Here is a 20,418-nt window from a genome sequence, read left to right as displayed (position 1 = left end):
ACGGAAGCTTGACTAAGAAAAATGCGATATCGGCAGACATCAGAGAGATCGAAGTTGGTCGCATTATCGCCAATGCGAATTCCGGATTCACCACACCCTACGCAGTCTCGGCAATTTTCAGCACTGCGTCGATCTCGGCCATCACCGCTGCCGGCAGCGGCCCTTTCTCCAGCGCACCGAGATTGTCCTCGACCTGCTCGGGCCGCGTGAAGCCGGGAACCGGCAGGGCGATTGCCGACTTGGCGAGTATCCAGCCGAGCGCGCCTTGCGCAAGCGTGCGTCCGCCCGAGGTGAGCAGGTCGCGGATTGCCGAGAGCCTTGACAGATAGTGCGGGTTGGCGGCGCCATCCCTGAAAAACACCATCCATTCGGCATTCCCGCCGCGCACATCGTTGGTGGGCAGCCGCATGGCCGGCGTGTATTTGCCGGTGAGCAGCCCCATTGCCAGCGGCAGCCGGCTGAACGAGACGAGGTTCTCGCGCGCCGCAACGGCCATCAGCTCGTTCGCCGGGGTAAACACATTGAAGTCGTTCTCTACGGCGACGAACCCCTCGCGCGGCGCGTAGGCGGCAAGCCGTTCGCGGTGATCGGTGCTCCAGCCGAAGCCGCCGATCTTGCCCTCCTGGCGCAACAGGCCGAGCGTATCGAACACCTCGCCGGCGCGCTCGATCGGATACTCGTTGATATGTAGCAGCACGACGTCGATACAATCCCGCTGCAGGCGCTGCCGCGAATTGTCGATCGATGTCCGGATTGCCGCAGCAGAGGCATCCTCGGGTGCGATCTTACGCGTTTCGGGATCGCCGAAATAGCCGACCTTGGTGACGATGACGGCTTCGTCCTTACCCCTCAACGCCCGCCCGAGGATCAGTTCGGCATTGCCGGCGCCGTAGGCGGCAGCCGTGTCGAACACCCGCGCGCCGATCTCATAAGCCATCGCCAGCGCGGCTTGCGACCTGATATCGTCGACCTCGCCATAGATTGTCGCCGTGTCACGCCAACGCGCGGGGCCACCCGCCGCCCAGGTGCCGATGCCGATGCGCGGTACCGAGCGGCCACCCCAAAGCATCATCATCTGCATGCCCGGCTCCTCAACGACGCAAGCTGGCGTGGCGGGCACGCTCGCGGATCTCTTCGCGAGAAATGCCGGCATCCGCCAGTGTGCTGTCCCGGGCCTGCCTCAAGCTCGCAAGCGTCTGGCGATAGGCAATCCAGCGGGCGAAACGGTATCGAAGTTCATCCAACATGATCGTCTCCTTTGGCACGCAGAATGCCCGCCTGGGTTGGTCGAAAGCGCAAAGCCTCTGCGCGAATCGCATGCGCGATCGAAAGGGCTGCGCTCGCTTCTTGGCCGGCCGAGGCGCTTGTCTCTGTCCCGCCAGGCAGGATTGTCCAACGCCTCCAATGCCTGCATACTTGCGCACGATGCCCGCTTTGCGCTACAGCCACGGTCGCAAGGAGTTTTTCATTTCTGCAAAATGGATATCGGCTGGGACGATCTGAGGTTGTTTCTCGACGTTGCGCGGCTGGGTGGCTTGAGCGCAGCGACGGGAACCACGCGCCGCAGCGCAGCCACCCTTGGACGACGCGTCACCGCGCTCGAAAAGCAGATCGGCGAACCTCTATTCGTGCGCCAGCAGACCGGCTACCGGCTGACCCCGGTCGGCGAGGAACTGCTGCGGCGCGCCGAAGACGTCGAGGCGGCAATGCAGTCGCTGACCCGCTGGCGCGAGGGAAACCTGCCCGACCGCATTGTCCGCGTCTCGGCCGGGCCATGGACCTCGGCCTTCGTTTCCGCTCATATCGGCGAGATCTGGACGGTCGATGACGGCATAAGGGTAGAGCTTGTCACCACCACCGACCGGGTCGACATCGGCCGCCGTGCCGCCGACATCGGCATCCGCAGCGAGCGCCCGACCGAGCAGTGGCTGGCCGGCCGTCAGAGCGGCAAGGTCGCCCACGCCATTTATTCCGGACGTCACCTGATCAACGGCATCGCCGCCGGATTGTTCGTCGGCGTCACCGGCGAAGGCGCAAACATTGCCTCGGCGCGCTGGCTGCAAGCCCATCACGGCGACCGCATCGCCGTACGCGGCAACAACACCCATTCGGTGCGCGAACTGGTGGCCGCCGGCGCCGGCCTTTCGGTCTTTCCGTGCTTCGTCGGTGACGGCGATCCGCGGCTGGTTCGCGTTGCTCAGCCTATCCCCGAACTTGAAACCGACCAATGGATCGTCACCCATCACGAGGAACGTCATTCCCCGCCGGTACGGAAAGTCGCCGACCGGATGGCCGCCTTGATGCGGGCGCACCAGCCGCTGTTTCGCGGCGAGACGCCGATCCGGTAAGCCTCAGGCATCGATCGGCCGCCAGTGGATCAAAATCAGATATTTTGGTGGGCCGGACGATGGTAGCGCCGCCGTTGAGGACGCCGGAGTGCGACGCGCTGCTCGTCGAGATCCTTGCCTTGGGCGAAGAGAGCGGTATAAACCGATCAGCACCGGGCCGCCTATCCGGTCACTCGTCCTCCTGCCGGCTCATAGCCGTATGCTTCGCCCTTACGCAGCACGCGGCCGATGCCCGGCCAGCCAAGGTGCGCGCCGGCGATCCACGTCCCCGCCTCGGCCGCGTCACTGAAAACCTTTAGGCGGGTTGCGCGCGCGGTCAGCTGATCGTCGTCATAGCCCCAACTGAACGCGGGATTGCCGAACTGCAAGGCCGGCACATGAACGACGTCCCCGAAGAATAGGAAACGGTCCTCGTCCGAGTCGAACGCGTAGCCGGTATGACCGGCAGCATGACCGGGCAGGGCGACCGCCCTCAATCGCTCACCCACCTGGTCGCCATTCTGGACAGGCTTCAGCAGGGGCCGGAACTGCGCAAGGTGCGCGTAAGCGAAAAAGCTCCCCACAGCCGCCTCGGGAATAGCGATCGCCTTCAAGTTTGGAAAGAGCACTCGGCCGTCGGGGGTCAAAAGTCCGTGCACATGATCCTGATGGGCGTGGGTGAGCGCCAAGACCGTGATCGAAGCCGGGTCGATCTTGGCTTCCGCCATGGCCTGCTCAAGACGCCCCACTGTCGGAGCCCAGCCCCCTCCTCCGCTGTCGATCAGAACGCCGTCAACGCCTGGACCTGCGAGCGCGAAGCAATTGACAGACAGGCGAAGCGCCCCTGCCAACGCAGCTTGCGGCACCGGATTATCCTGCGGGTCCCGCAGAAGGTCCGCCGGCATCTCGATGTAACCGTCCGAGAGCGACCAGACGCGCCACCTCCCTGACGTGCTGCCGAGCACGTTATTGGTTTGCGATGTCACGATCATATGGCCACCTGCCGCAAACGAAAATGGAGGATAGGTTCGATTGTCACTATTGGCTCCCTGCATAATCTGCGCAAAAGCGTGGGGAAACCGATGAAGATCAATGCGGAAAGCACCCGATCTCGATAGGCCACGGATCGGAAGATGATCGTTGAGGGATCTGCTAGCTTCGCGGCGATGCCAGCTCTTATTGCATTCCCATGTAGATTCCTCCCTTCGTAAGCTCGTCAATCATCTGATTTATGCGCTTTCGGCGTGTTTCCGGGTGACGGGCGCGCTCGATCCAATGCAAGTAATCATTGCGCTGATAGGGAGGCCATTGCTCGAAAGCAGTCATCAGATTTGCGGCCTCGAGCTCTGCACGCAAACTGTCGGGCATCTTAGCCAACGGACGTTTCAGCAACTCACATCTCCGCCATTCGAATCCTGATGCTGGAATAGATCACAAGTCAGCCGTCGCGCCTGCGAGACCGCAGCCGGCCTGGCGACAGCCCTTTCAATCGGGTCACGACGCGATTCATATGGGCCTGGTGAGTGAAACCCGCGTGCTGAGCAATCTCGGCCAGCGGCAGATCGCTATTTTCCAAAAGCTCGACCGCGCGATCAACGCGGCGGCGTAAAATGAATTGATGTACCGGCAATTGCGTCGCCTCGCGAAAGGCGGCGGTGAAGGCGCGTCGTGGTATTCCCGCGATTCCGGCAAGATGGTCGATCGACACCCCCTTTTCCAGATCGCCGTCAATCGCAGCGAGGACCCGGTCGAACCGCTGCGAGGTTAGGACCGGAGACTTCTGCTGCCGCTGGCGTGCATGCCCGAGACGGAGCAGGTTCGCGAAAACCAGGCCCAGCGTCCATTCGCGGACGATCGGGTTGGCTGGCGGGTCGCCTTCGAGGCGTCGGCACAACTCGGCCACCAGCGAATCGCGTATCGGTCGATCGGTCAGGATTGCCAGGTCCTCGGGGGTCCCGCCTGCGGATACCAGGAGCCTTGACGCCAGCGCGGAGTCAACGGTGATCATCGTCAGCTCTCGCGGCTCCTCGATCTTGAACCGCGTGGCACGCTCGGGAAGACTGAGCAGCAGGTCGCCGGGGCGGGTGAAGACGCGCCGCAGCCCGCGGCCAAGATCGATCTCTGCATAGGATGAACCGCTGCGAATCACACGCAGCTGAACGACTCCGGCCGGCGCATGGCGATAGTCGCCGGCAGGAAAGAACAACCTCTTTGCACTTGCCGCGGTCACCATCGTTGTACCGGGCGTCCGGACGCAAGTTCCTCCAGGACTTCGATGATCGATCGCCGCATCCTCGATCCTTGATGCCTACACTTTTGCCCGTTTGACTGGTCCACCAGGCGCATCATTTGCCAGGGCAGTCAGTTCACCAATCCGGGGCACAAAGATGTTGTGCAGTGTCTGGGTCATAATGGTCATTTCACGCTGAACTTGCAGTTCCTGTGCGGCGGGAAACAATGTGTCCTGCAAGAAGAGCTCCAGGCCTGCCTTGTCGTCCCATATCTCGATGATGCGATAACCATCGTCTGTGGCATGCGCGATGTGCTGGTAGATGCCGCCAGCGGGCCGTTTCTCCACGCCGATCCGATCGAGGATGCGGCTATAATCTTCGGCCGTCAGGCCGGCAATATCAAGTGTCGTCACTACGGCCATGGTTCATCCTCGCTGCTGATAGTGGTTGTTTGAGGTGGAGTTCTTGGACGGACCCGGATCCTATTGGGCCGATGTCGTTTGGCATCGCCCGCCCTGACGGCGAGTTTGTCTCCCGAACTTCACCGACAGGAGCGGTCTTTGGTCCTCAGCCACCGAGCGCCTCGATGACAAGACGGGCGGTCGCCGCTCCGGAGAAGTTCTGCTGGCCGGTGATCAAATTGCCGTCGCGCACGGCAAAATCGCGCCACAGCCCGGCCTGAACATAATTCGCGCCGAGCGCACGCATCTCATCCTCGATCCGCCATGGCATCAGATGCGTACCGTGTGGCAGCGCGCCCATCTCCCAGACGGCATTGTCGGCGAAGTCTTCCTCGACATTGGCGAAACCCGTAACAGTGCGCCCTTTGGCCAGCAGCTCGCCGGTTGAGAGGCGAGCGTAGCGCAGCAGCGCGACGCCATGACACAAGGCGGCCGCGACCTTGCCGGCCGCGAAAAAGTTGATGAACAGCCGCTGCAACTCAGTTGCGCCTTCGAAGGTGAACATCGGCGCTTGGCCGCCAGCGACGACGATAGCGTCGAACGCGTCGACCGACAGCTCTGCGATGGGCCGGGTCGTCTCCACCAGCGCCGCCAGTTTCGGCGTCGACAGGAAACCGAGCGAGATCAGATCCGTATCCGAATAGCCGGACGGATCGCGCGGGTCGCTCAACGCATCCGCCTCGCATTTGCCGCCCTCAGGCGAGAAGATCGCGACTCCATATCCGCGCTCGGTGAAGGCGAGCCAGGGATGAGTTAACTCGCTCCACCAAAACCCGACCGGCCAGCCTGTGGTGGTTGACACAGCCGGGTTTGAAAGGACCATCGCGACGCGTTTAGGATGCCGCGGGTCGAGTGGGTTGGAATCGCGCACGCTCATCGCGCCATCTCGACTGGTTCGCCAAGATTCGCCCAAATCGTCTTGTATTGGGTGTAGCTTTCCCACGCCTCGCGGCCCTGCTCGCGGCCATAGCCGCTCATCTTGAAACCTCCGAACGGCGCATTAGGATGGTACTTGTGCCAGCAGTTCAGCCAGACCGTGCCTGCCTTGATCCGGTCGGCGAGCCGCAAGGCGCGGCCGAGATCGCTGGTCTGGATGCCCGAGGCGAGCCCGTAGCTCGTATCGTTGGCGATCCGGATCGCGTCCTCCTCGCTGTCGAATGGAATCACCGGCAGGACAGGGCCGAAAATCTCTTCGCGCGATATCCTTAGGTCGTTGGTCGCATCGGCGAAGATGGTCGGCTCGATGAAGAGGCCCTTGCCGTTGACCTGGCGGGTGCCGCCGCCCGCGGCCAGTCGCGCGGTGCGCTTGCCCTCTTCGACATAGCTCAAGACCTTGTCATACTCGCCCCGCGATGCGATCGGCCCGATCATCGTCGCAGGGTCCAGCGGATCGCCGAGCGTCGCCGACTTCGCCATGGCGCTCAGCTTCTCGACGACCTCGTCATAGCAGGCGCGTTCAACCAGCAGGCGCGATCCGGCGACGCAGACTTCGCCCTTGTTCCAGAAGATGCCCCAGAAGGCTGCCTGTATCGCGACATCGATATCGGCATCGGCGAAAACGATATTGGGACTCTTGCCGCCGAGCTCCATGGTCAGGTGTTTCATCGTCCCGGCACCGTTGCGCATGATGCCCTGGCCGACGGTGGTCGACCCGGTAAAGGCGATCTTGCCGACGCGGGCATCGTTGACCAACGCGTCGCCGATGGTGCCGCCCGGGCCGGTGACGAGATTGTAGACGCCTGGCGGCACGCCCGCGTCGAGGATCACTTGCGCCAAGGCGAGGGCCGTCAGGGGCGTGTCGGTCGCAGGCTTGTGAACGACCGTGTTACCCGCCGCGAGTGCCGGCGCGATTTTCGAACAGGACAGCGCGAGGGGAAAATTGAACGGGGTGATCGCAGCGATCACACCGAGCGGCTCGCGCCGCGTCAGGATCCTGATATTTGGTTCGTAGCTGGTACGATAGGCGCCGTCCATCGCGCTCATGGCGAGCCCGCCATGAAAGCGGAACAGTCCTGAGCAGTGCGGCATGATGATATCGCGGAAATCGCGATAGGGCATACCCATATCCATCGCCTCGCGCACCGCGAAATCCTCGGCCCGCTCGTCCATTAGATCGGCGATGCGAAACAGGATCTTGGCGCGCTCCTCATGATGCATCCGCGCCCAGGGTCCTTGCTCGAAAGCCCGCTGCGCGGCCGCGACGGCATCGCTCGTGTCGGTGACGTCCGCCTTCGCAATATCGGTGATCGCCGCCTCCGTGGTCGGATCAAAAGTCGTCGAAGTCTCGCCACTGACGGCATCGCGCCATTGGCCATCGATCAGCAGACGTCCTACTGGAATCGCCTTGCGCCGCGCGGGTAGATAATCAGTCATGAGTCCGTCCGTCCTGTCGAATGAGATTGAAGGAAATTGTCGGCCCCATCCCGCGCCGATAGGCGAGCTGGACCAATAGCAGCATCATCGGCTCGATCAGGCGCGAGGCCGTGAGATCGCCGACATCGACCGGTATTGTCGGCAGATCGGCGAGAAGCCGGCAAACCGCCGCCTTGGCATCTGCGTCATTGCCGGCGACATAGCTCGTCACCGGATCGCCGTTGAGACGCGGATCATCCCTGTCAAGCAATTCGGCAAAGGTCGGAATGCACTTGACGACAAGGGCGCCCCGCGCGCGCCTCTGAACCTCCTCGCCTACAGACGTAGTAGTGCCTAGCAGCATCGTGGAAAGGTCAGGTGCGACTGCATTGGTATTGTCCCAGACGATCTTGCCCGACAAATCGCCAAGCGCGTCCATCGCCAGCTCGAGAGCCGGCCATGGCGTCGCCAGGGCAATTACGTCGGCCCATCTCGCTACTTCGTCAGGGGCACCGAAGCCAACACGGAGGGTTGCCGCGATTGCGCGCAACTTGCCTTCGTCACGACTGAAGCTGAGGCGAATTTCGTGCCCGGCGAGGCCAAGACATTTCGCCAAGGCCTTCCCGAGCGAGCCTGGTCCGATGATCGCAACTTTCACAACTGCCTCCCGACACGCGATCGGGCTTGCCTAGCATCATTGCAGTCGCGCTTATTTCACGAATTGCCCTTGCACGATCGGGCGCACTCGTCACATGGGTCGGCGCCAATTGGCATCCGGATCCGCCGCGCGCTCACGCCCTTCCCGAACGTGTCCCTATTGGGCATGTATGTGTGGGCGACCATAGAGCAGGGTGCGATCAGCGGAGGTCCCCAGGGCACAAGCTTGCTCATATTGGTTGACGCTAGATTTTCCTTGCCTAATCCGTCGGCGTTGCGATGACTTTTGTGGCATCAGCATAACGCGATTGCCTGCAAATCCGGGGAAAGGCCGCCTCAGGACGGCTTTCCGGACTGGCACGCCCCTTGCTTCGTTATTCATGTGCAGAGCGTCTAGGGTTCCGGCCGTGTCGATCACGGTGCTGGTCCAAGAGACGCGACCGCTTGAGATGCATTGAGGCATCTGGCGGAACACGGCGGGCCAAAATCCCGGGAGAACCCTGCACGGGTTTGCTGGCGCGAACCTCTCCCGGATGCGCGCTCCGTGAACCCCCCAACAGACGTTCGGACGCAATCCGGATCGCAAACAGGGGTATGTAATGTTTCGCAAACTGGCCACAATCATCCTAGCCGCATCACTCAGCCTCCCCTTCATCTCAGCCGCGCAAGCGGCGCCCAAGAAAGACTTCAAGATTTGCTGGTCGATCTATGTCGGCTGGATGCCGTGGGGCTATCTTTCCGACAGCGGCATCATGAAGAAGTGGGCCGACAAATACGGCATCAATGTCGAGATCACCCGCATCAACGACTATGTCGAGAGCATCAACCAGTACACGGCCGGCGGCTTTGACGGCTGTTCGATGACCAACATGGATGCGCTTTCGATCCCGGCCGGCGGCGGTGTCGACACGACGGCCTTGATCGTCGGCGATTTCTCCAACGGCAACGACGCGGTCATCCTCAAGAACAAGACCGCGCTCAAGGATATTGCCGGCCAGAAGGTCAATCTCGTCGAGCTCTCCGTCTCACATTACCTACTTGCGCGCGCGCTGGAGACGGTGGAGTTGGCCGAAAAGGACATTACGGTGGTGAACACCTCCGATGCCGACATGGTCGCTGCCTACGGCACCAGCGACGTCACCTCCGTCGTCACCTGGAATCCGCTGGTCTCGGAAATCGCTGCCATGCCGGGCGCCCACAAGGTATTCGATTCGACTGAGATCCCCGGCGAGATCATCGACATGATGGTCGTCAACACCGCGACGCTGAAGGACAATCCGGCCTTGGGCAAGGCGCTTGTCGGTGCATGGTATGAAGCCATGGCGCTGATGACGTCGGGTACGCCCGAAGGCAAGGCGGCCAAGGAAGAGATGGCCAAGGCGTCGGGGACGGATCTTGCCGGTTTCGACGCTCAGCTTGCATCAACGGCGATGTTCTTCGAGCCGGCCAAGGCGGTCGCATTCACCAACGGCGCCGAACTGCCGAAGACCATGGATCTGGTGCGCAACTTCCTGTTCAGCCACGGCATTCTTGGTACCAACGCGCCGAGCGTCGACGTGATCGGCATGAGCTTCCCCGACGGCTCGACGCTGGGCGACGTCAACAATGTCAAGCTGCGCTTCGATCAGGCCTTTATGGCAGAGGCGGCGGGCGGAACGCTCTGACGCGGGAGCGCGACATGCTAGCCAGAGGAACCGGCATCATGCAGGCCGCAGCAGGCCCCGAAGTCGCGCGCCTGCAACTTAGCAGGCCGAAAGCGCGGCTTCGCCTCATCAACGCGACGGTCTCGCGCGGCGGAGCGTTGCTGCTTGGGACGCTGCCGTTTGCCGCCGTGGCGATTGCCTATCTCTTCGCTTCGTCGCAAAGGCTGGCGGTCAATCCCAGCGACAAGCTGCTGCCCTCCCCTGCACAGATGTGGTCGGCCTTTTCAGACCTGGCGACAGTGCCGGACAAGCGCTCCGGCGACCTGATCCTGTGGGCCGACACCTATGCCAGCCTGATCAGGCTGTTCGCCGGAGTCGGCATGGCCACGCTGGTGGCGCTCAGCCTCGGCGTCGCCATAGGTTTCATCCCGCGCGTCAGGGCCTTTCTGCTGCCCTTGGTCACAGTTGTCTGCGTCATCCCGCCACTGGCGCTGCTGCCGATCCTGTTCATTGCGCTCGGCCTCGGCGAAACGGCCAAGATCACCTTGATCGCTCTCGGCGTCGCACCGGTCATGGTGCGCGACATCGCCAACCGGGTGATGGAATTGCCGCCGGAGCTCGTCGCCAAGGCACAGACGCTCGGCGGCAACAGCTGGACCATGGTGCTCAGGCTGGTGCTGCCACAGGTCATGCCGCGCCTCATCACTTGCGTACGGCTGGCGCTTGGGCCGGCCTGGCTGTTCCTGATCGCGGCAGAAGCCATCGCCTCCACCGAGGGGCTCGGCTACCGCATCTTCCTCGTTCGTCGCTACCTATCGATGGACGTCATCCTGCCTTACGTCGCCTGGATCACGCTGCTTGCGGTGATGACCGACTGGCTGCTCGTGCGGCTCTCTCACATCATCTCGCCCTGGGCGCATCCGGTGCGGGCCAGATGAGCCGGATCCTCGTCCATGGGCTGGAGAAGAGCTACGGCGACGCCCGCGTGCTGGAACGGGTCAACGTCTCCGCCGAAGCGGGTGAATTCCTGTCGCTGGTTGGCGCCAGCGGTTGTGGAAAATCGACATTCCTGCGCATCCTGCTTGGCCAGGAACAGCAAAGTGGCGGCGTGGTCGTCGTCGGCGACCAGCCGATCGTGCCGGAACCGACGCCGCAGCGCGGCATCGTCTTCCAGCGCTATTCCGTGTTTCCGCATCTGACCGCGCTGCAGAACTTGCTGCTGGTCGAGGACTTCCGTTCGGGCGGACCGTTCGGCCGCGTCTTCGGCGCCAGGCGCAAAAGCGCCAGGCAAGAAGCCGAAACCATGCTGGAACGGGTCGGGCTTGGCCATGCGCGCGATCTCTATCCGGCCACGCTTTCTGGCGGCATGCAGCAGCGGCTGGCGATCGCGCAGACCTTGCTCGGCCGGCCGCAGATCCTGCTTCTCGACGAGCCGTTCGGCGCACTCGATCCCGGTATTCGCATCGAGATGCATGAGCTGCTCACCGAGCTCTGGACCGAGCACGGCATGACCGTGGTCATGGTCACCCACGATATCGGCGAGGCATTCAAGCTCGGCACCCGCGTGCTGGTCTTCGACAAGGTGCGCCACGACCCCCAGTTCCCGTCCGCCTATGGCGCGACGATCACCTACGATCTGAAGCTCGACCGCAAGCACCGGGCTTCCGCACGAGACGTGGCCGAAGTGGCCGCGATGGTCGGGACGACCCGACTGGATAGCGCAATCGCGACGACGGCGTCGTGAAGGAGGTTTCATGCACAGAGATAGTCCAGAACGCCGGCATCGTCGCGCCGGGCTCACCGACCACCAGCCACGCCAACGCTTCCACCATCCGAACTTCGAGATCCGCGACATGCAGGGCTGGAAGTCGATCGAGGCGGAAGGAAAGCTGCCCGAGGATGGCTGGCGCAAGGAACAGAAATGGGCACTCGACATGGGCCTGCCCGGATCGGATTCGATCATCGACAAGTCGATCCCGACATTCGCGCGAGGCGAGTTGCCGCATTTCGCCGGCATCAACACCTTCCTCAAGGCGCCCTATGTCGAGAACGTCCGCGATGTCGGCAGATATGACGCTGCCGTCATGGGCATTCCTTTCGACAGCGGCACCACTTACCGGCCCGGAACCCGCTTCGGGCCGCAAGGCATGCGCCGCATCTCGGCGCTTTACACGCCTTACAATTACGAGCTCGGTGTCGACCTGCGCGAGCAGATGACGCTTTGCGACGCCGGCGACGTCTTCACCATCCCCGCCAATCTCGAAAAGAGCTTCGACCAGATCACCAAGGGCGTCAGCCATGTCGCCTCGTCCGGGGCGCTGCCGATCATGCTGGGCGGCGACCATTCGATCGGATTTCCGTGCGTGCGCGGCATCGCCGACGTGACCTCCAAGCGCATCGGCATCATCCATTTCGACCGCCACATCGACATCCAGGAAAAGGATCTCGACGAACGTATGCACACGACGCCCTGGTACTGGGCGACCAACCTGCCGAACGTCTCGGCCACCAATCTGGTGCAGCTCGGTATCGGCGGCTGGCAGGTGCCGCGCTACGGCGTGGCCGAGGCGAGAAAGCGCGGCACCAACGTGCTGACGATCTCCGATATCGAACAGATGGGGCTGGAGAAGGCGGCCGAGATCGCGCTTGAGCTCGCATGGAAGGACACCGACGCCGTATACATCTCCTTCGATGTCGACAGCATCGATTGCGGTTTCGTGCCGGGTACGGGCTGGCCGGAGCCCGGTGGCTTCCTGCCGCGCGAGGCACTGAAGCTGCTCGGGCTAGTGTCGGCGCCCGGCATCTGCGGACTGGAAGTGGTCGAGGTGTCGCCGCCCTACGACACGTCAGACATCACGGCGCTGTTTGGCGTGCGGGTTGTCGTCGAGGCGCTCGGCTCGATGGTCGCGCACGGCAATCTCGGCAAACACAAATCCATCATCGACAAGCCGACGAGCTTTTGACCATGCACGATGATCATCACCACCACAGCCATGACCATGGCGACGGTCACCATCACGGGCCGAACGGTCATCATCACCATCCCCACCCCGTCGGCCACAACGGGCCGGCCGGCAAGCCGTTGCAATGGCAGACACCGCATCTACCGCACGACCATGCGCCCGAACCCGCCGACGCGCGGGCGACGGATCTCGATCTCGTCGAGATCGCGTTTCTCGAAGGGTTTTCGCGGGCGCCCGACCCGTCCAGTTTCCTGCGCCTCGCCGGGATTCCGTTCGTCGGCGAGACCGCCGACGGCGTGCGGCTGCATCTTCTGCGCGTCGAGACGCAGGACATGGTCGATGTCGGCGCCGTCATGCCGCTGATTGGTGGCGCCGGCGTCACCTATCACCCGCTGCCCGCGAAACTGACGTCGCGCCGGCGCCGCCTGGCCTTCGTCTACCATGACGTCAGGGGACAAAGACTCCTCGACTTCGGCGAGGCGCGGCTTCTGGCCGACAGGTCCGGCGCCGCACAATTCACCATGCCAGGGGCCGGACAATGAGCACCGGCCTTGAACCGATCGCACCTCTATCAAACAGGTCAAGAACCATGAACAGAACGCTTTCATTCTTCGGCAGACTCGCCCTGGCAGCCCCCACAACCCTCATCCCCTCGTTGGCCTTCGCCCATAGCGGCGGTTTTCATGCCCACGGGTTTGTAGACGGCGTTCAGCACCCGCTGGCCGGCATCGATCATCTATTGGCGATGATGGCTGTCGGCATCATTGCCGCTCGCGCCGGCGGCAAGGGGATCATCATCGTGCCGTCGTGCTTTGTCTCGGCGATGGTCGCTGGCGCCCTGCTCGGTATCGCCGGCATCGGCCTGCCCTCACTGGAAACCGGCATAACGCTATCGCTGTTGGTCTTCGGCGCCATGATGGCGCTTGCCAAGCCGCTTCCGCTCGCTGTGGCCGCCTCGCTGACGGCTCTCTTCGCCCTCTTCCACGGCAATGCCCATGGCCTCGAAATTCCCGAGACGGCCAGCGGCATCGCTTATGCGGTCGGCTTCGTGGTCGCTACTTCGGCTCTTCACGCGACCGGCGCGTTAGCCGCCCTAACACTTCGGCGCTGGCCGCGAGCCATCCGCACGGCAGGGGTCGGCACGTCGTTGGTCGGCGTGGCGCTGGCGGCACAGATCATCTGAACCGCAGCCCATTCATCTGCGATGAACAGGAGGCGAAGGCGTGATCAACCGGCTAACCGTTTGGCAGCGCATCCGAAACGTGCTGTACCAGATCCTGAAGACCCGGTCTGAGCGACTCTGATCTCATCCGGAGATTGAGGCTAGCAGCTTGCCGTACGCCGCGCGCGCGTACGGAGCGGTCCGCCGTGGGTCGCGACTAACTTCCTAGCTGCAGCCGGACGGTCTTGCCTGACGTCGCCGGCCTGTTCCCAGCTACGCCAAATGATCGCCGTCGTGAACTCCGCGCCGGCGAGCGTGACTTGGACGGCACCGCTGCTGGCGGCCTCCCGGGCGAGGTCATGAAGAACTGGCGTGTCAAAGCGCCGAACACATTCGATCGCGAATTCGGCTTCTCACGCATGGGCTAGGAGATTGCCGCAGGGTGGGGGCGGCGATGGCCGATGTAGCATCCAGACAGTAGTTCGAGGTTGATTGCGACGGGACTATGCGCGGATTTCTATTCCGAACACCGTGCCGGCGTCGTTCAAGCACTTGATAAACGATCCTGACACTCCACCGGCGGTTGGCAACACATCTGCGGCCTCCGGAGGCCCACCATAAGTCAATAAAATCAAACGCTATGGACGGCGGTTCGCCAGTTATTACTTGGCTACCCGAACCAAAACACACCGCTAAGTCATTGATAAATAATAACAATGGTGGGCCCGGAGGATGCATCAAAAGCATTGATTTCATTGACTTTTTCGTGGGCCAAAATCAGAAATCTTCCCGTATCGTTCCGTATGGTTCCGTCGCCGATGTCGGCCAAAACACCGAACGTTCTGCTTATTTGGCCGTCCAAGGCATCCGGCACCTGCTCGAACCCGATATCCGTCAGCCCGAAGCCGCCCGGACCGGTTGGCTCTTCGGCTGGCGCGCTGAAAGCAGGGCAACGAATTGATCCACGGCCTGCCCGGCCCGCGCCAGGACCAGCGGATCCACAAGCTTGCCATCGGAAAAATCGCTGTCGCTGCCGTACACGGCGCTTGGCACGGTCAGCGCCGAGTAGAAGCCGAACAGCGGGCGGAGCTGGTGTTCGACCACCAATGCATGGCGCTGGCCACCACCCGTCGCGCCGATCAGGACCGGCCGATCGACGAGTGCCAGCGGATCGATGAGATCGAACAGATGCTTGAAGAGGCCGACATAGGACCCGTTGTAGACCGGCGTCGTGACGATCAGCGCGTCGGCATGCTCGACAGCCTCCACCACATCCAGCGCCTCCGGCGTCAATTCCTTTCGAGTAAACGCAGCACCCAGACCACGGCCGGCATCGACAAGATCGAGGAAATTTACTGTGACAGACAATCTTTCGCGCAGCGCCTCGCCGAGATGATGCGCCAGCGTCCGGGACTTCGACGGCCTGTGGGTGTTGCCCGAAAGCACGACGATGTTCTGGCGCAGCCGTTCGACGTGGAAATTCATGGGCTCTCTCATCTGTCCAAAGCAATTGGAAACGGGGGCGGGGCGCCGGCCCCGCCATTTCGTCGGCGACCGTCAGGCGGCGCGCAGAGGCCGTGTCAGCGGGATCGGCGCGGCCGGCTCCGAACGCGGCACGCGGCCTTCGACCGGATGGCTCGGATCATTGAACCCATGCGTTGAGGCATGGCCGGCGGTGACGAGGCGGTCGACAAAGGCCTCGTCCTCGGCGCTCAGCCTGAAGTCCAGCGCCTTCGCATAGCTGTCCCACTGTTCCTCGGTGCGCGGGCCGGCGATCGCCGCCGTGATCAGCCGGTTGTTCAACACCCAGGCCAGCGCGAAATCGGCGGCCGAGACGCCGCGTGACTTTGCGTGCGCCGCGATCTGCCTGGCGATCTCAATCGATTCCGGGCGCCACTCGGTCTCGGCGATGCGCTTGTCGCCACGGCCGGCCCGCGTGTCGGCGGCAGGCGCCTGGTTCGGCTCGTATTTGCCGGTCAGCACGCCGCGCGCCAGCGGGCTGTAGGAGACGACGCCAAGACCGTAATAGGCGGCCGCCGGCAGCTGTTCGGCCTCGGCGGTGCGGTTGACGATGTTGTAGAGCGGCTGGCTGGCCACCGGCCGGTCGATGCCAAGTTCATCGGCCAGATGCGCGACTTCGGCGATGCGCCAGCCACGAAAGTTGGACACGCCGAAATAGCGTAGCTTACCCTGGCGGATCAGGTCGGCGATCGCCCGCACCGGCTCCTCCAGCGGCGCATCGAAGACGGCACGATGGAAGTAGAACAGGTCGATATAGTCTGTTCCAAGGCGGCGCAGGCTGTTCTCGACGGTCTGGATCACCCATTTGCGCGAATGGCCGCCGAGATTGGGACCTTTGTCGTGGGAGTTGACGAATTTGGTCGCCACGACCCAATGATCGCGCGTCGCCTTGATGCCGCGACCGACGACTTCCTCGGACTTGCCGTTGTGGTAGACGTCGGCGGTGTCAATGAAGTTGATGCCTTGCTCGCGCGCCTTGTCGATGATGCGATGCGCGACCGTCTCCTCGGTCGGCCCGCCGAACATCATCGTGCCCAGGCTGAGCGGCGAAACCTTCAGGGCGCTGCGGCCAAGATAACGGTAATCGGACATTTTTCTGCTCCGTTGAACTTTCAATTGAGGGTTGGTTCGGCGTAGTGGCAGGCGACGTGGTGTCCGGGCGAGATCGCCCGGAATGCCGGCTCCTGCGAACGGCATAGATCCGTCGCCAGCGGGCAGCGCGTGTGAAAGCGGCAACCGTTCGGGATGTTCTGCGGGCTCGGCAGATCGCCATGGATCGGCGCGGCCTGGCGGCGCCGCGACGGGTCCGGCACGGCATCCATCAGCGCGCGCGTGTAGGGATGCTGGGGCGAGGTCCACAGCGTCGAATTGTCGGCGCTTTCGACGATGCGGCCGAGATACATGACCAGCACCCGGTCGGCGAAATAGCGGACGACTGACAGATCGTGCGAAATGAAGAGATAGGACAGCCCGAGCTGACGTTTCATGTCGACCAACAGGTTGAGGATCTGCGCCTGGATCGAAAGGTCGAGCGCCGACACCGGCTCGTCGCAGACGACCAGTTCCGGATTGAGGATCAGCGCCCGGGCGATGCCGATGCGCTGGCGTTGCCCGCCGGAAAATTCATGCGGGTAGCGGCCGAGAGCATCTACAGGCAATCCTACACGCTGGACTATGTCCTCGACAATTTTCCGCCGCTCGGCCTTGTTGCCAATGCCATGGACCTTCAGGGGTGCTGTCAGGATGTCGCCGATCATGTGGCGCGGATTGAGCGATGCGAACGGATCCTGGAAGATCATCTGGATATTACGGCGCGCCGCCTTCAGCCGGCGCGCGTCGAGAACGGTGATGTCGGTGCCGTTGAACTCGATCCTGCCGCTAGTCGGGTCGACCAGCCGCATGATGGTCTTGCCTAGCGTCGATTTTCCGCAACCGCTTTCGCCGACGAGACCAACCGTCTCGCCGCGTCCGACTTCGAGGGATACACCATCGACGGCGCGCAGCGTGCCGCCCTGGGCGTGGAAATGGGTGGAAAGGTCAGAGACCGAGAGCAGTGCCATGCGCAACCTCCGGAATGAAGCTGTAGGGGCAGGCGACTAGACGATCCTCGCTCACTTCGACGAGGGCGGGTACGAAATGGGCGCAGCTGTCGCGCGCCACCGCGCAGCGCGGGCGGAACGGGCAGCCCTTTTCGCCGGCGGCCGAGACGATACTGCCGGGAATCTCCGTCAGCCTGGCGTCGCGGTAGTGGAGATTGGTCTTCAGCCGCGGCGACGCCGACAGCAGGCCGCGCGTATAGGGGTGAAGGGGTGTTCTGAACAGCACGCCGGGCAGCGCCTGTTCAACCTTGCGGCCGGCATACATGACGACGACCTTGTCGGCCCATTGTGCGACGACACCAAGATCGTGGGTGATGAGCACGACAGCCATCGACAGTTCGCGGCGCAGCGTATCGAGCAGGTCGAGCACCTGCGCCTGGATGGTCACGTCGAGCGCCGTCGTCGGTTCGTCGGCAATCAGCAGGCGTGGTCGGCAGGCAACGGCGATGGCAATCATGACGCGCTGGCGCATGCCGCCGGAAAGCTGATGCGGATAGTCGTCGATGCGCCGCTGCGGATCGGGAATACGCACCAGATTGAGAAGCTCGATGGCACGGCTCCGCGCTGCCTTGCCGCGTATGCCTTCGTGCAGCGTCAGCACCTCGGTGATCTGCCGGCCGATGGTCAGCACCGGATTGAGCGAGGTCATCGGCTCCTGGAAGATCATGGCGATCTCGCGTCCGCGCAGGTTCCGCATAGCCTTCTGGTCGAGACCGAGCAGGTCCTTGCCGGCGAATTCGATCCTGCCATTGGGTATTTTCGCCGAGCGCGGCAGAAGCTGCATCAGGGCGAGCGCGGTCAGCGACTTGCCGGAGCCTGATTCACCAACGATCGCCAGCGTCTCGCCCTCACCGACCTCGAAGCTCAGCCGGCTGACCGGCTCAGTGTTCGGGAAGCGAACCGTCAGATTGTCGATCCTGAGCAAAGGAGCCGCCATCTCTATCGCTCCTGTGAGAAGCGCGGGTTGAGCGCGTCGTTGAGGCCGTCACCGATCAGGTTCAGCGCCAGCACGGTAAAGACGATCGCCAGTCCCGGAAGCGCTGTCAGATACCAAGCGGTGCGGATCAATTCCCTGCCCGCTCCGATCATCGAGCCCCAGCTGACGACGTTGGGATCGCCGAGGCCCATGAAGGACAGCGCCGATTCCATCAGGATCGCGGTCGCCACCATCACCGACGAGGTCACGATCAACGGCGGCAGCGCATTGGGCAGGATCTCGCGGAAGATAATGCGGGCATGGCCGTAGCCGAGGCTGCGGGCGGCCATGACGAAATCCTTCTCGCGGATGGCCCGGAATTCGGCGCGGGTCAACCGCGCCACCGTCGGCCAGGTGATGACGGCGATCGCCATTGTCACGACAGGCGCGGTCGGCTGCGCGATCGCCACCAGGACGACCAGCAGCACGAAGCTCGGTATGGTCTGAAAGATCTCGATCAGGCGCACCAGCAGGTCGTCGATCCAGCCGCCGAAGTAGCCGGCGGCGGCGCCGACCAGGATGCCGAAGCTGAGGCCGAGCGCGGTCGCCACCAGGCCGACGAACAGCGAAATCCGCGCGCCATGCAGAATGCCGGAAAGCACATCGCGGCCCATGGAGTCCGTGCCCAGTGGGAAGGCTGGGTTCTGGCCCGGCCACAGGAAGGGCCGCGCCACCATCGATAGCGGATCGGCCGGATAGAGGACTGGAGCTAGCAGTGCGGCCAGCACGACCAACGACAGGAACACCACGCCGAACATGGCGTTGGGATTGCGCAGGAAAACCTTCAGCGCACGCCCTCCAACGGCTATCGGCACCGACGCTGCCGAAGCGGAGCGTGCGTCGGGCGCGTGGAGATTGCTCCAGCTCTTTGCCTCGGGTTCAGGCGGTGCCGCGGGCCCGCGGGCATCGGCATGGAGACGGCGGGAACGGGCATCGCCCGCGGCGAAATCGGTGGAAGCCATCAGCGTACTCCGATGCGGGGATCGAGCCAGGCGTGCAGAAGATCGACGGTCGCGTTGGCGATGATGACCAGCAGCGACGACAACAGAAGGATGCCGAGCAGCACGGTGAAATCGCGGCCCATGACCGCTTCGAAGGCGAGACGCCCGAGGCCGGGCCAGGAATAGACGGTCTCGACAACCACGGCGCCGCCGAGCATGCCGCCAACATGCATGCCGGCCATGGTGGTAATGGGGATCAGCGCGTTGCGCAGGACATGGCGAATGGTGATGATGGCCGGCGGCAGGCCCTTGGCTGCGGCGGTGCGCACGTAGTCCTGCGACTGGACCTCCAGCATCGCCGCTCGTGTCAGCCGCGCATAGATCGCCACGTAGAACAGCGCCAGCGACAGTGCCGGCAGGATCATGTAGCGCGCCCTGTCCCAGAGCCCGGCAAGGCCGGTCAGGTTGCTGCCGATGGTTCCCGAGCCGCCGCTCGGCAGCCAGCCGAGCTTGACCGAAAACAGCACGATCAGCATCAAGCCTATCCAGAAACCCGGGATTGAATAGAACAGCAGCGAAATAACGGAGAGCACACGATCCGGCAGGCGCCCGGCAAACACCGCCATCACCGATCCAAGGGCGAGGCCGAGCACAATGGCGACGGCCAGAGTCACCGCCATCAGCACCAGCGTGCCGGGCAGCCGCTGGCCGATCAGGTCGGCGACCGGCATGCCGTAGCGTGGCGAAAAGCCGAGGCTGAAATGCGCCAGATTGTAGAGATAGTTGAACAGCTGGACGAGAAGCGGATTGTCGAGCCCGAAGCGCTGGCGAAGCGCCGCCATCGTTTCAACAGTGGCCGAGCCAGCCTCGCCGGCCATGACATCGGCGGCATCGCCGGGCGCGAGCTGCAGCAGGAAGAAGTTCAGGATGACGATGCCCAGAACGGTCGGCACCGCCTGGATGGCGGTGCGCCGGAAGGTTCTGCCAATGCGCGTCAGGGTCGACATCGTTTTCGCTGTCCCGGCTGTGGCTGACGATGCGGGTTTGCTGTTTCCCGGAAAGTTCCGTGCTTTTTAGTTGACAAG

At 63.1% G+C, this 20,418-nt stretch carries 22 protein-coding genes and 1 riboswitch; of the genes, 7 read left to right on the top strand and 15 right to left on the bottom strand.

The annotated features are described in order from the left end of the window. Positions 1 to 97: 97 nt before the first annotated feature. On the bottom strand, positions 98 to 1,081 hold the full coding sequence (locus NKI54_RS04165) for an aldo/keto reductase (protein ID WP_352637696.1): 984 nt from the start codon (positions 1,079 to 1,081) through the stop codon (positions 98 to 100). Positions 1,082 to 1,091: 10 nt separating this feature from the next. After that, positions 1,092 to 1,247 carry a YjiS-like domain-containing protein gene (locus NKI54_RS04160; RefSeq protein ID WP_156937304.1) on the bottom strand — a complete coding sequence of 52 codons (156 nt, stop codon included), beginning with the start codon at positions 1,245 to 1,247 and terminating at the stop codon, positions 1,092 to 1,094. A 231-nt stretch (positions 1,248 to 1,478) separates the two neighbouring features. On the opposite strand from NKI54_RS04160, the gene NKI54_RS04155 reads away from it, so the two are divergent. Further along, positions 1,479 to 2,348: a LysR family transcriptional regulator gene (locus NKI54_RS04155; RefSeq protein WP_352637694.1), complete on the top strand. Its 870-nt coding sequence runs from the start codon at positions 1,479 to 1,481 to the stop codon at positions 2,346 to 2,348. A 161-nt stretch (positions 2,349 to 2,509) separates the two neighbouring features. Here the strand turns inward: NKI54_RS04155 and NKI54_RS04150 are convergent, their stop codons facing one another. From NKI54_RS04150 to NKI54_RS04120, 7 genes are all read right to left on the bottom strand, one after another. Continuing rightward, complete coding sequence (locus tag NKI54_RS04150; protein WP_023679475.1) at positions 2,510 to 3,319, bottom strand: MBL fold metallo-hydrolase; 810 nt, start codon at positions 3,317 to 3,319, stop codon at positions 2,510 to 2,512. Positions 3,320 to 3,503: 184 nt separating this feature from the next. Continuing rightward, complete coding sequence (locus NKI54_RS04145) at positions 3,504 to 3,695, bottom strand: YdeI/OmpD-associated family protein (protein WP_352690977.1); 192 nt, start codon at positions 3,693 to 3,695, stop codon at positions 3,504 to 3,506. Between the two features lie 70 nt (positions 3,696 to 3,765). Further along, the gene (locus NKI54_RS04140; protein ID WP_352623095.1) at positions 3,766 to 4,560 is read right to left on the bottom strand and encodes a helix-turn-helix domain-containing protein; all 795 of its coding nucleotides are present in this window, start codon (positions 4,558 to 4,560) and stop codon (positions 3,766 to 3,768) included. 75 nt (positions 4,561 to 4,635) lie between these two features. Beyond that, entirely contained in the window at positions 4,636 to 4,980 is a 345-nt protein-coding gene (locus tag NKI54_RS04135) for a hypothetical protein (protein WP_023679472.1), read from the bottom strand. 145 nt (positions 4,981 to 5,125) lie between these two features. Next, a complete protein-coding gene (locus NKI54_RS04130) occupies positions 5,126 to 5,896 on the bottom strand; it encodes a type 1 glutamine amidotransferase domain-containing protein (protein WP_352578217.1) in 771 nt (256 codons plus the stop codon). Beyond that, positions 5,893 to 7,392: an aldehyde dehydrogenase family protein gene (locus NKI54_RS04125; protein WP_352637691.1), complete on the bottom strand. Its 1,500-nt coding sequence runs from the start codon at positions 7,390 to 7,392 to the stop codon at positions 5,893 to 5,895. Before NKI54_RS04125 ends, NKI54_RS04130 begins: the two co-directional genes overlap by 4 nt. After that, positions 7,385 to 8,029 carry an NADPH-dependent F420 reductase gene (locus tag NKI54_RS04120; RefSeq protein WP_352578215.1) on the bottom strand — a complete coding sequence of 215 codons (645 nt, stop codon included), beginning with the start codon at positions 8,027 to 8,029 and terminating at the stop codon, positions 7,385 to 7,387. Before NKI54_RS04120 ends, NKI54_RS04125 begins: the two co-directional genes overlap by 8 nt. Before the next feature lie 381 nt (positions 8,030 to 8,410). Next, positions 8,411 to 8,526, top strand: a riboswitch (guanidine-I (ykkC/yxkD leader). 101 nt (positions 8,527 to 8,627) lie between these two features. Between NKI54_RS04120 and NKI54_RS04115 the strand changes: the two genes are divergently transcribed. From NKI54_RS04115 to NKI54_RS04090, 6 genes are read left to right on the top strand one after another with little or no spacing between them, the layout of a single operon-like run. After that, complete coding sequence (locus NKI54_RS04115; RefSeq protein ID WP_023679467.1) at positions 8,628 to 9,692, top strand: putative urea ABC transporter substrate-binding protein; 1,065 nt, start codon at positions 8,628 to 8,630, stop codon at positions 9,690 to 9,692. Positions 9,693 to 9,730: 38 nt separating this feature from the next. Beyond that, a complete protein-coding gene (locus NKI54_RS04110) occupies positions 9,731 to 10,609 on the top strand; it encodes an ABC transporter permease (protein ID WP_352637699.1) in 879 nt (292 codons plus the stop codon). Then, entirely contained in the window at positions 10,606 to 11,415 is an 810-nt protein-coding gene (locus tag NKI54_RS04105; RefSeq protein WP_023679465.1) for an ATP-binding cassette domain-containing protein, read from the top strand. The genes NKI54_RS04110 and NKI54_RS04105 overlap by 4 nt, the downstream gene beginning before the upstream one ends. Before the next feature lie 10 nt (positions 11,416 to 11,425). Continuing rightward, positions 11,426 to 12,634: an agmatinase family protein gene (locus tag NKI54_RS04100; protein WP_023679464.1), complete on the top strand. Its 1,209-nt coding sequence runs from the start codon at positions 11,426 to 11,428 to the stop codon at positions 12,632 to 12,634. A 2-nt stretch (positions 12,635 to 12,636) separates the two neighbouring features. Beyond that, positions 12,637 to 13,176 carry a hypothetical protein gene (locus NKI54_RS04095; RefSeq protein ID WP_023679463.1) on the top strand — a complete coding sequence of 180 codons (540 nt, stop codon included), beginning with the start codon at positions 12,637 to 12,639 and terminating at the stop codon, positions 13,174 to 13,176. Positions 13,177 to 13,223: 47 nt separating this feature from the next. Then, on the top strand, positions 13,224 to 13,817 hold the full coding sequence (locus NKI54_RS04090) for a HupE/UreJ family protein (protein ID WP_352637687.1): 594 nt from the start codon (positions 13,224 to 13,226) through the stop codon (positions 13,815 to 13,817). A gap of 873 nt (positions 13,818 to 14,690) precedes the next feature. On the opposite strand, the gene msuE is transcribed toward NKI54_RS04090, so the two are convergent. The 6 genes from msuE to NKI54_RS04060 all read right to left on the bottom strand — a co-directional run bounded on the left by msuE (position 14,691) and on the right by NKI54_RS04060 (position 20,340). Then, entirely contained in the window at positions 14,691 to 15,281 is a 591-nt protein-coding gene (gene msuE, locus NKI54_RS04085) for an FMN reductase (protein WP_352637685.1), read from the bottom strand. A 72-nt stretch (positions 15,282 to 15,353) separates the two neighbouring features. After that, positions 15,354 to 16,409 (bottom strand): aldo/keto reductase, encoded by a 1,056-nt coding sequence (locus NKI54_RS04080; RefSeq protein ID WP_352623097.1) that lies wholly within the window; start codon positions 16,407 to 16,409, stop codon positions 15,354 to 15,356. A 20-nt stretch (positions 16,410 to 16,429) separates the two neighbouring features. Further along, entirely contained in the window at positions 16,430 to 17,377 is a 948-nt protein-coding gene (locus NKI54_RS04075; protein WP_352637683.1) for an ABC transporter ATP-binding protein, read from the bottom strand. Then, positions 17,355 to 18,353 (bottom strand): ABC transporter ATP-binding protein, encoded by a 999-nt coding sequence (locus tag NKI54_RS04070; protein ID WP_352690757.1) that lies wholly within the window; start codon positions 18,351 to 18,353, stop codon positions 17,355 to 17,357. Before NKI54_RS04070 ends, NKI54_RS04075 begins: the two co-directional genes overlap by 23 nt. Before the next feature lie 2 nt (positions 18,354 to 18,355). Beyond that, positions 18,356 to 19,354, bottom strand: coding sequence for an ABC transporter permease (locus tag NKI54_RS04065; RefSeq protein WP_352690756.1), 999 nt, complete (start codon positions 19,352 to 19,354; stop codon positions 18,356 to 18,358). After that, on the bottom strand, positions 19,354 to 20,340 hold the full coding sequence (locus tag NKI54_RS04060) for an ABC transporter permease (protein WP_352637677.1): 987 nt from the start codon (positions 20,338 to 20,340) through the stop codon (positions 19,354 to 19,356). Before NKI54_RS04060 ends, NKI54_RS04065 begins: the two co-directional genes overlap by 1 nt. Positions 20,341 to 20,418: the final 78 nt, after the last annotated feature.

The organism is Mesorhizobium sp. M0663 (assembly GCF_040320585.1).
Taxonomy (GTDB): Bacteria; Pseudomonadota; Alphaproteobacteria; order Rhizobiales; family Rhizobiaceae; genus Mesorhizobium.
Note: the sequence above shows the minus strand (reverse complement) of the source record. Positions and strands in the feature narration are given on the sequence as shown.

Excerpts from the sequence above, each read along its gene's own strand:
- NKI54_RS04145 (WP_352690977.1), bottom strand. The coding sequence starts at position 3,695 with ATGCCCGACAGTTTGCGTGCAGAGCTCGAGGCCGCAAATCTGATGACT.
- NKI54_RS04130 (WP_352578217.1), bottom strand. The coding sequence starts at position 5,896 with ATGAGCGTGCGCGATTCCAACCCACTCGACCCGCGGCATCCTAAACGC.
- NKI54_RS04070 (WP_352690757.1), bottom strand. The coding sequence starts at position 18,353 with ATGGCGGCTCCTTTGCTCAGGATCGACAATCTGACGGTTCGCTTCCCG.
- NKI54_RS04110 (WP_352637699.1), top strand. The coding sequence starts at position 9,731 with ATGCAGGCCGCAGCAGGCCCCGAAGTCGCGCGCCTGCAACTTAGCAGG.
- NKI54_RS04065 (WP_352690756.1), bottom strand. The coding sequence starts at position 19,354 with ATGGCTTCCACCGATTTCGCCGCGGGCGATGCCCGTTCCCGCCGTCTC.
- NKI54_RS04135 (WP_023679472.1), bottom strand. The coding sequence starts at position 4,980 with ATGGCCGTAGTGACGACACTTGATATTGCCGGCCTGACGGCCGAAGAT.
- msuE (WP_352637685.1), bottom strand. The coding sequence starts at position 15,281 with ATGAATTTCCACGTCGAACGGCTGCGCCAGAACATCGTCGTGCTTTCG.
- NKI54_RS04140 (WP_352623095.1), bottom strand. The coding sequence starts at position 4,560 with ATGGTGACCGCGGCAAGTGCAAAGAGGTTGTTCTTTCCTGCCGGCGAC.
- NKI54_RS04115 (WP_023679467.1), top strand. The coding sequence starts at position 8,628 with ATGTTTCGCAAACTGGCCACAATCATCCTAGCCGCATCACTCAGCCTC.
- NKI54_RS04075 (WP_352637683.1), bottom strand. The coding sequence starts at position 17,377 with ATGGCACTGCTCTCGGTCTCTGACCTTTCCACCCATTTCCACGCCCAG.
- NKI54_RS04080 (WP_352623097.1), bottom strand. The coding sequence starts at position 16,409 with ATGTCCGATTACCGTTATCTTGGCCGCAGCGCCCTGAAGGTTTCGCCG.
- NKI54_RS04105 (WP_023679465.1), top strand. The coding sequence starts at position 10,606 with ATGAGCCGGATCCTCGTCCATGGGCTGGAGAAGAGCTACGGCGACGCC.
- NKI54_RS04165 (WP_352637696.1), bottom strand. The coding sequence starts at position 1,081 with ATGCAGATGATGATGCTTTGGGGTGGCCGCTCGGTACCGCGCATCGGC.
- NKI54_RS04060 (WP_352637677.1), bottom strand. The coding sequence starts at position 20,340 with ATGTCGACCCTGACGCGCATTGGCAGAACCTTCCGGCGCACCGCCATC.
- NKI54_RS04150 (WP_023679475.1), bottom strand. The coding sequence starts at position 3,319 with ATGATCGTGACATCGCAAACCAATAACGTGCTCGGCAGCACGTCAGGG.
- NKI54_RS04160 (WP_156937304.1), bottom strand. The coding sequence starts at position 1,247 with ATGTTGGATGAACTTCGATACCGTTTCGCCCGCTGGATTGCCTATCGC.
- NKI54_RS04155 (WP_352637694.1), top strand. The coding sequence starts at position 1,479 with ATGGATATCGGCTGGGACGATCTGAGGTTGTTTCTCGACGTTGCGCGG.
- NKI54_RS04095 (WP_023679463.1), top strand. The coding sequence starts at position 12,637 with ATGCACGATGATCATCACCACCACAGCCATGACCATGGCGACGGTCAC.
- NKI54_RS04090 (WP_352637687.1), top strand. The coding sequence starts at position 13,224 with ATGAACAGAACGCTTTCATTCTTCGGCAGACTCGCCCTGGCAGCCCCC.
- NKI54_RS04100 (WP_023679464.1), top strand. The coding sequence starts at position 11,426 with ATGCACAGAGATAGTCCAGAACGCCGGCATCGTCGCGCCGGGCTCACC.
- NKI54_RS04125 (WP_352637691.1), bottom strand. The coding sequence starts at position 7,392 with ATGACTGATTATCTACCCGCGCGGCGCAAGGCGATTCCAGTAGGACGT.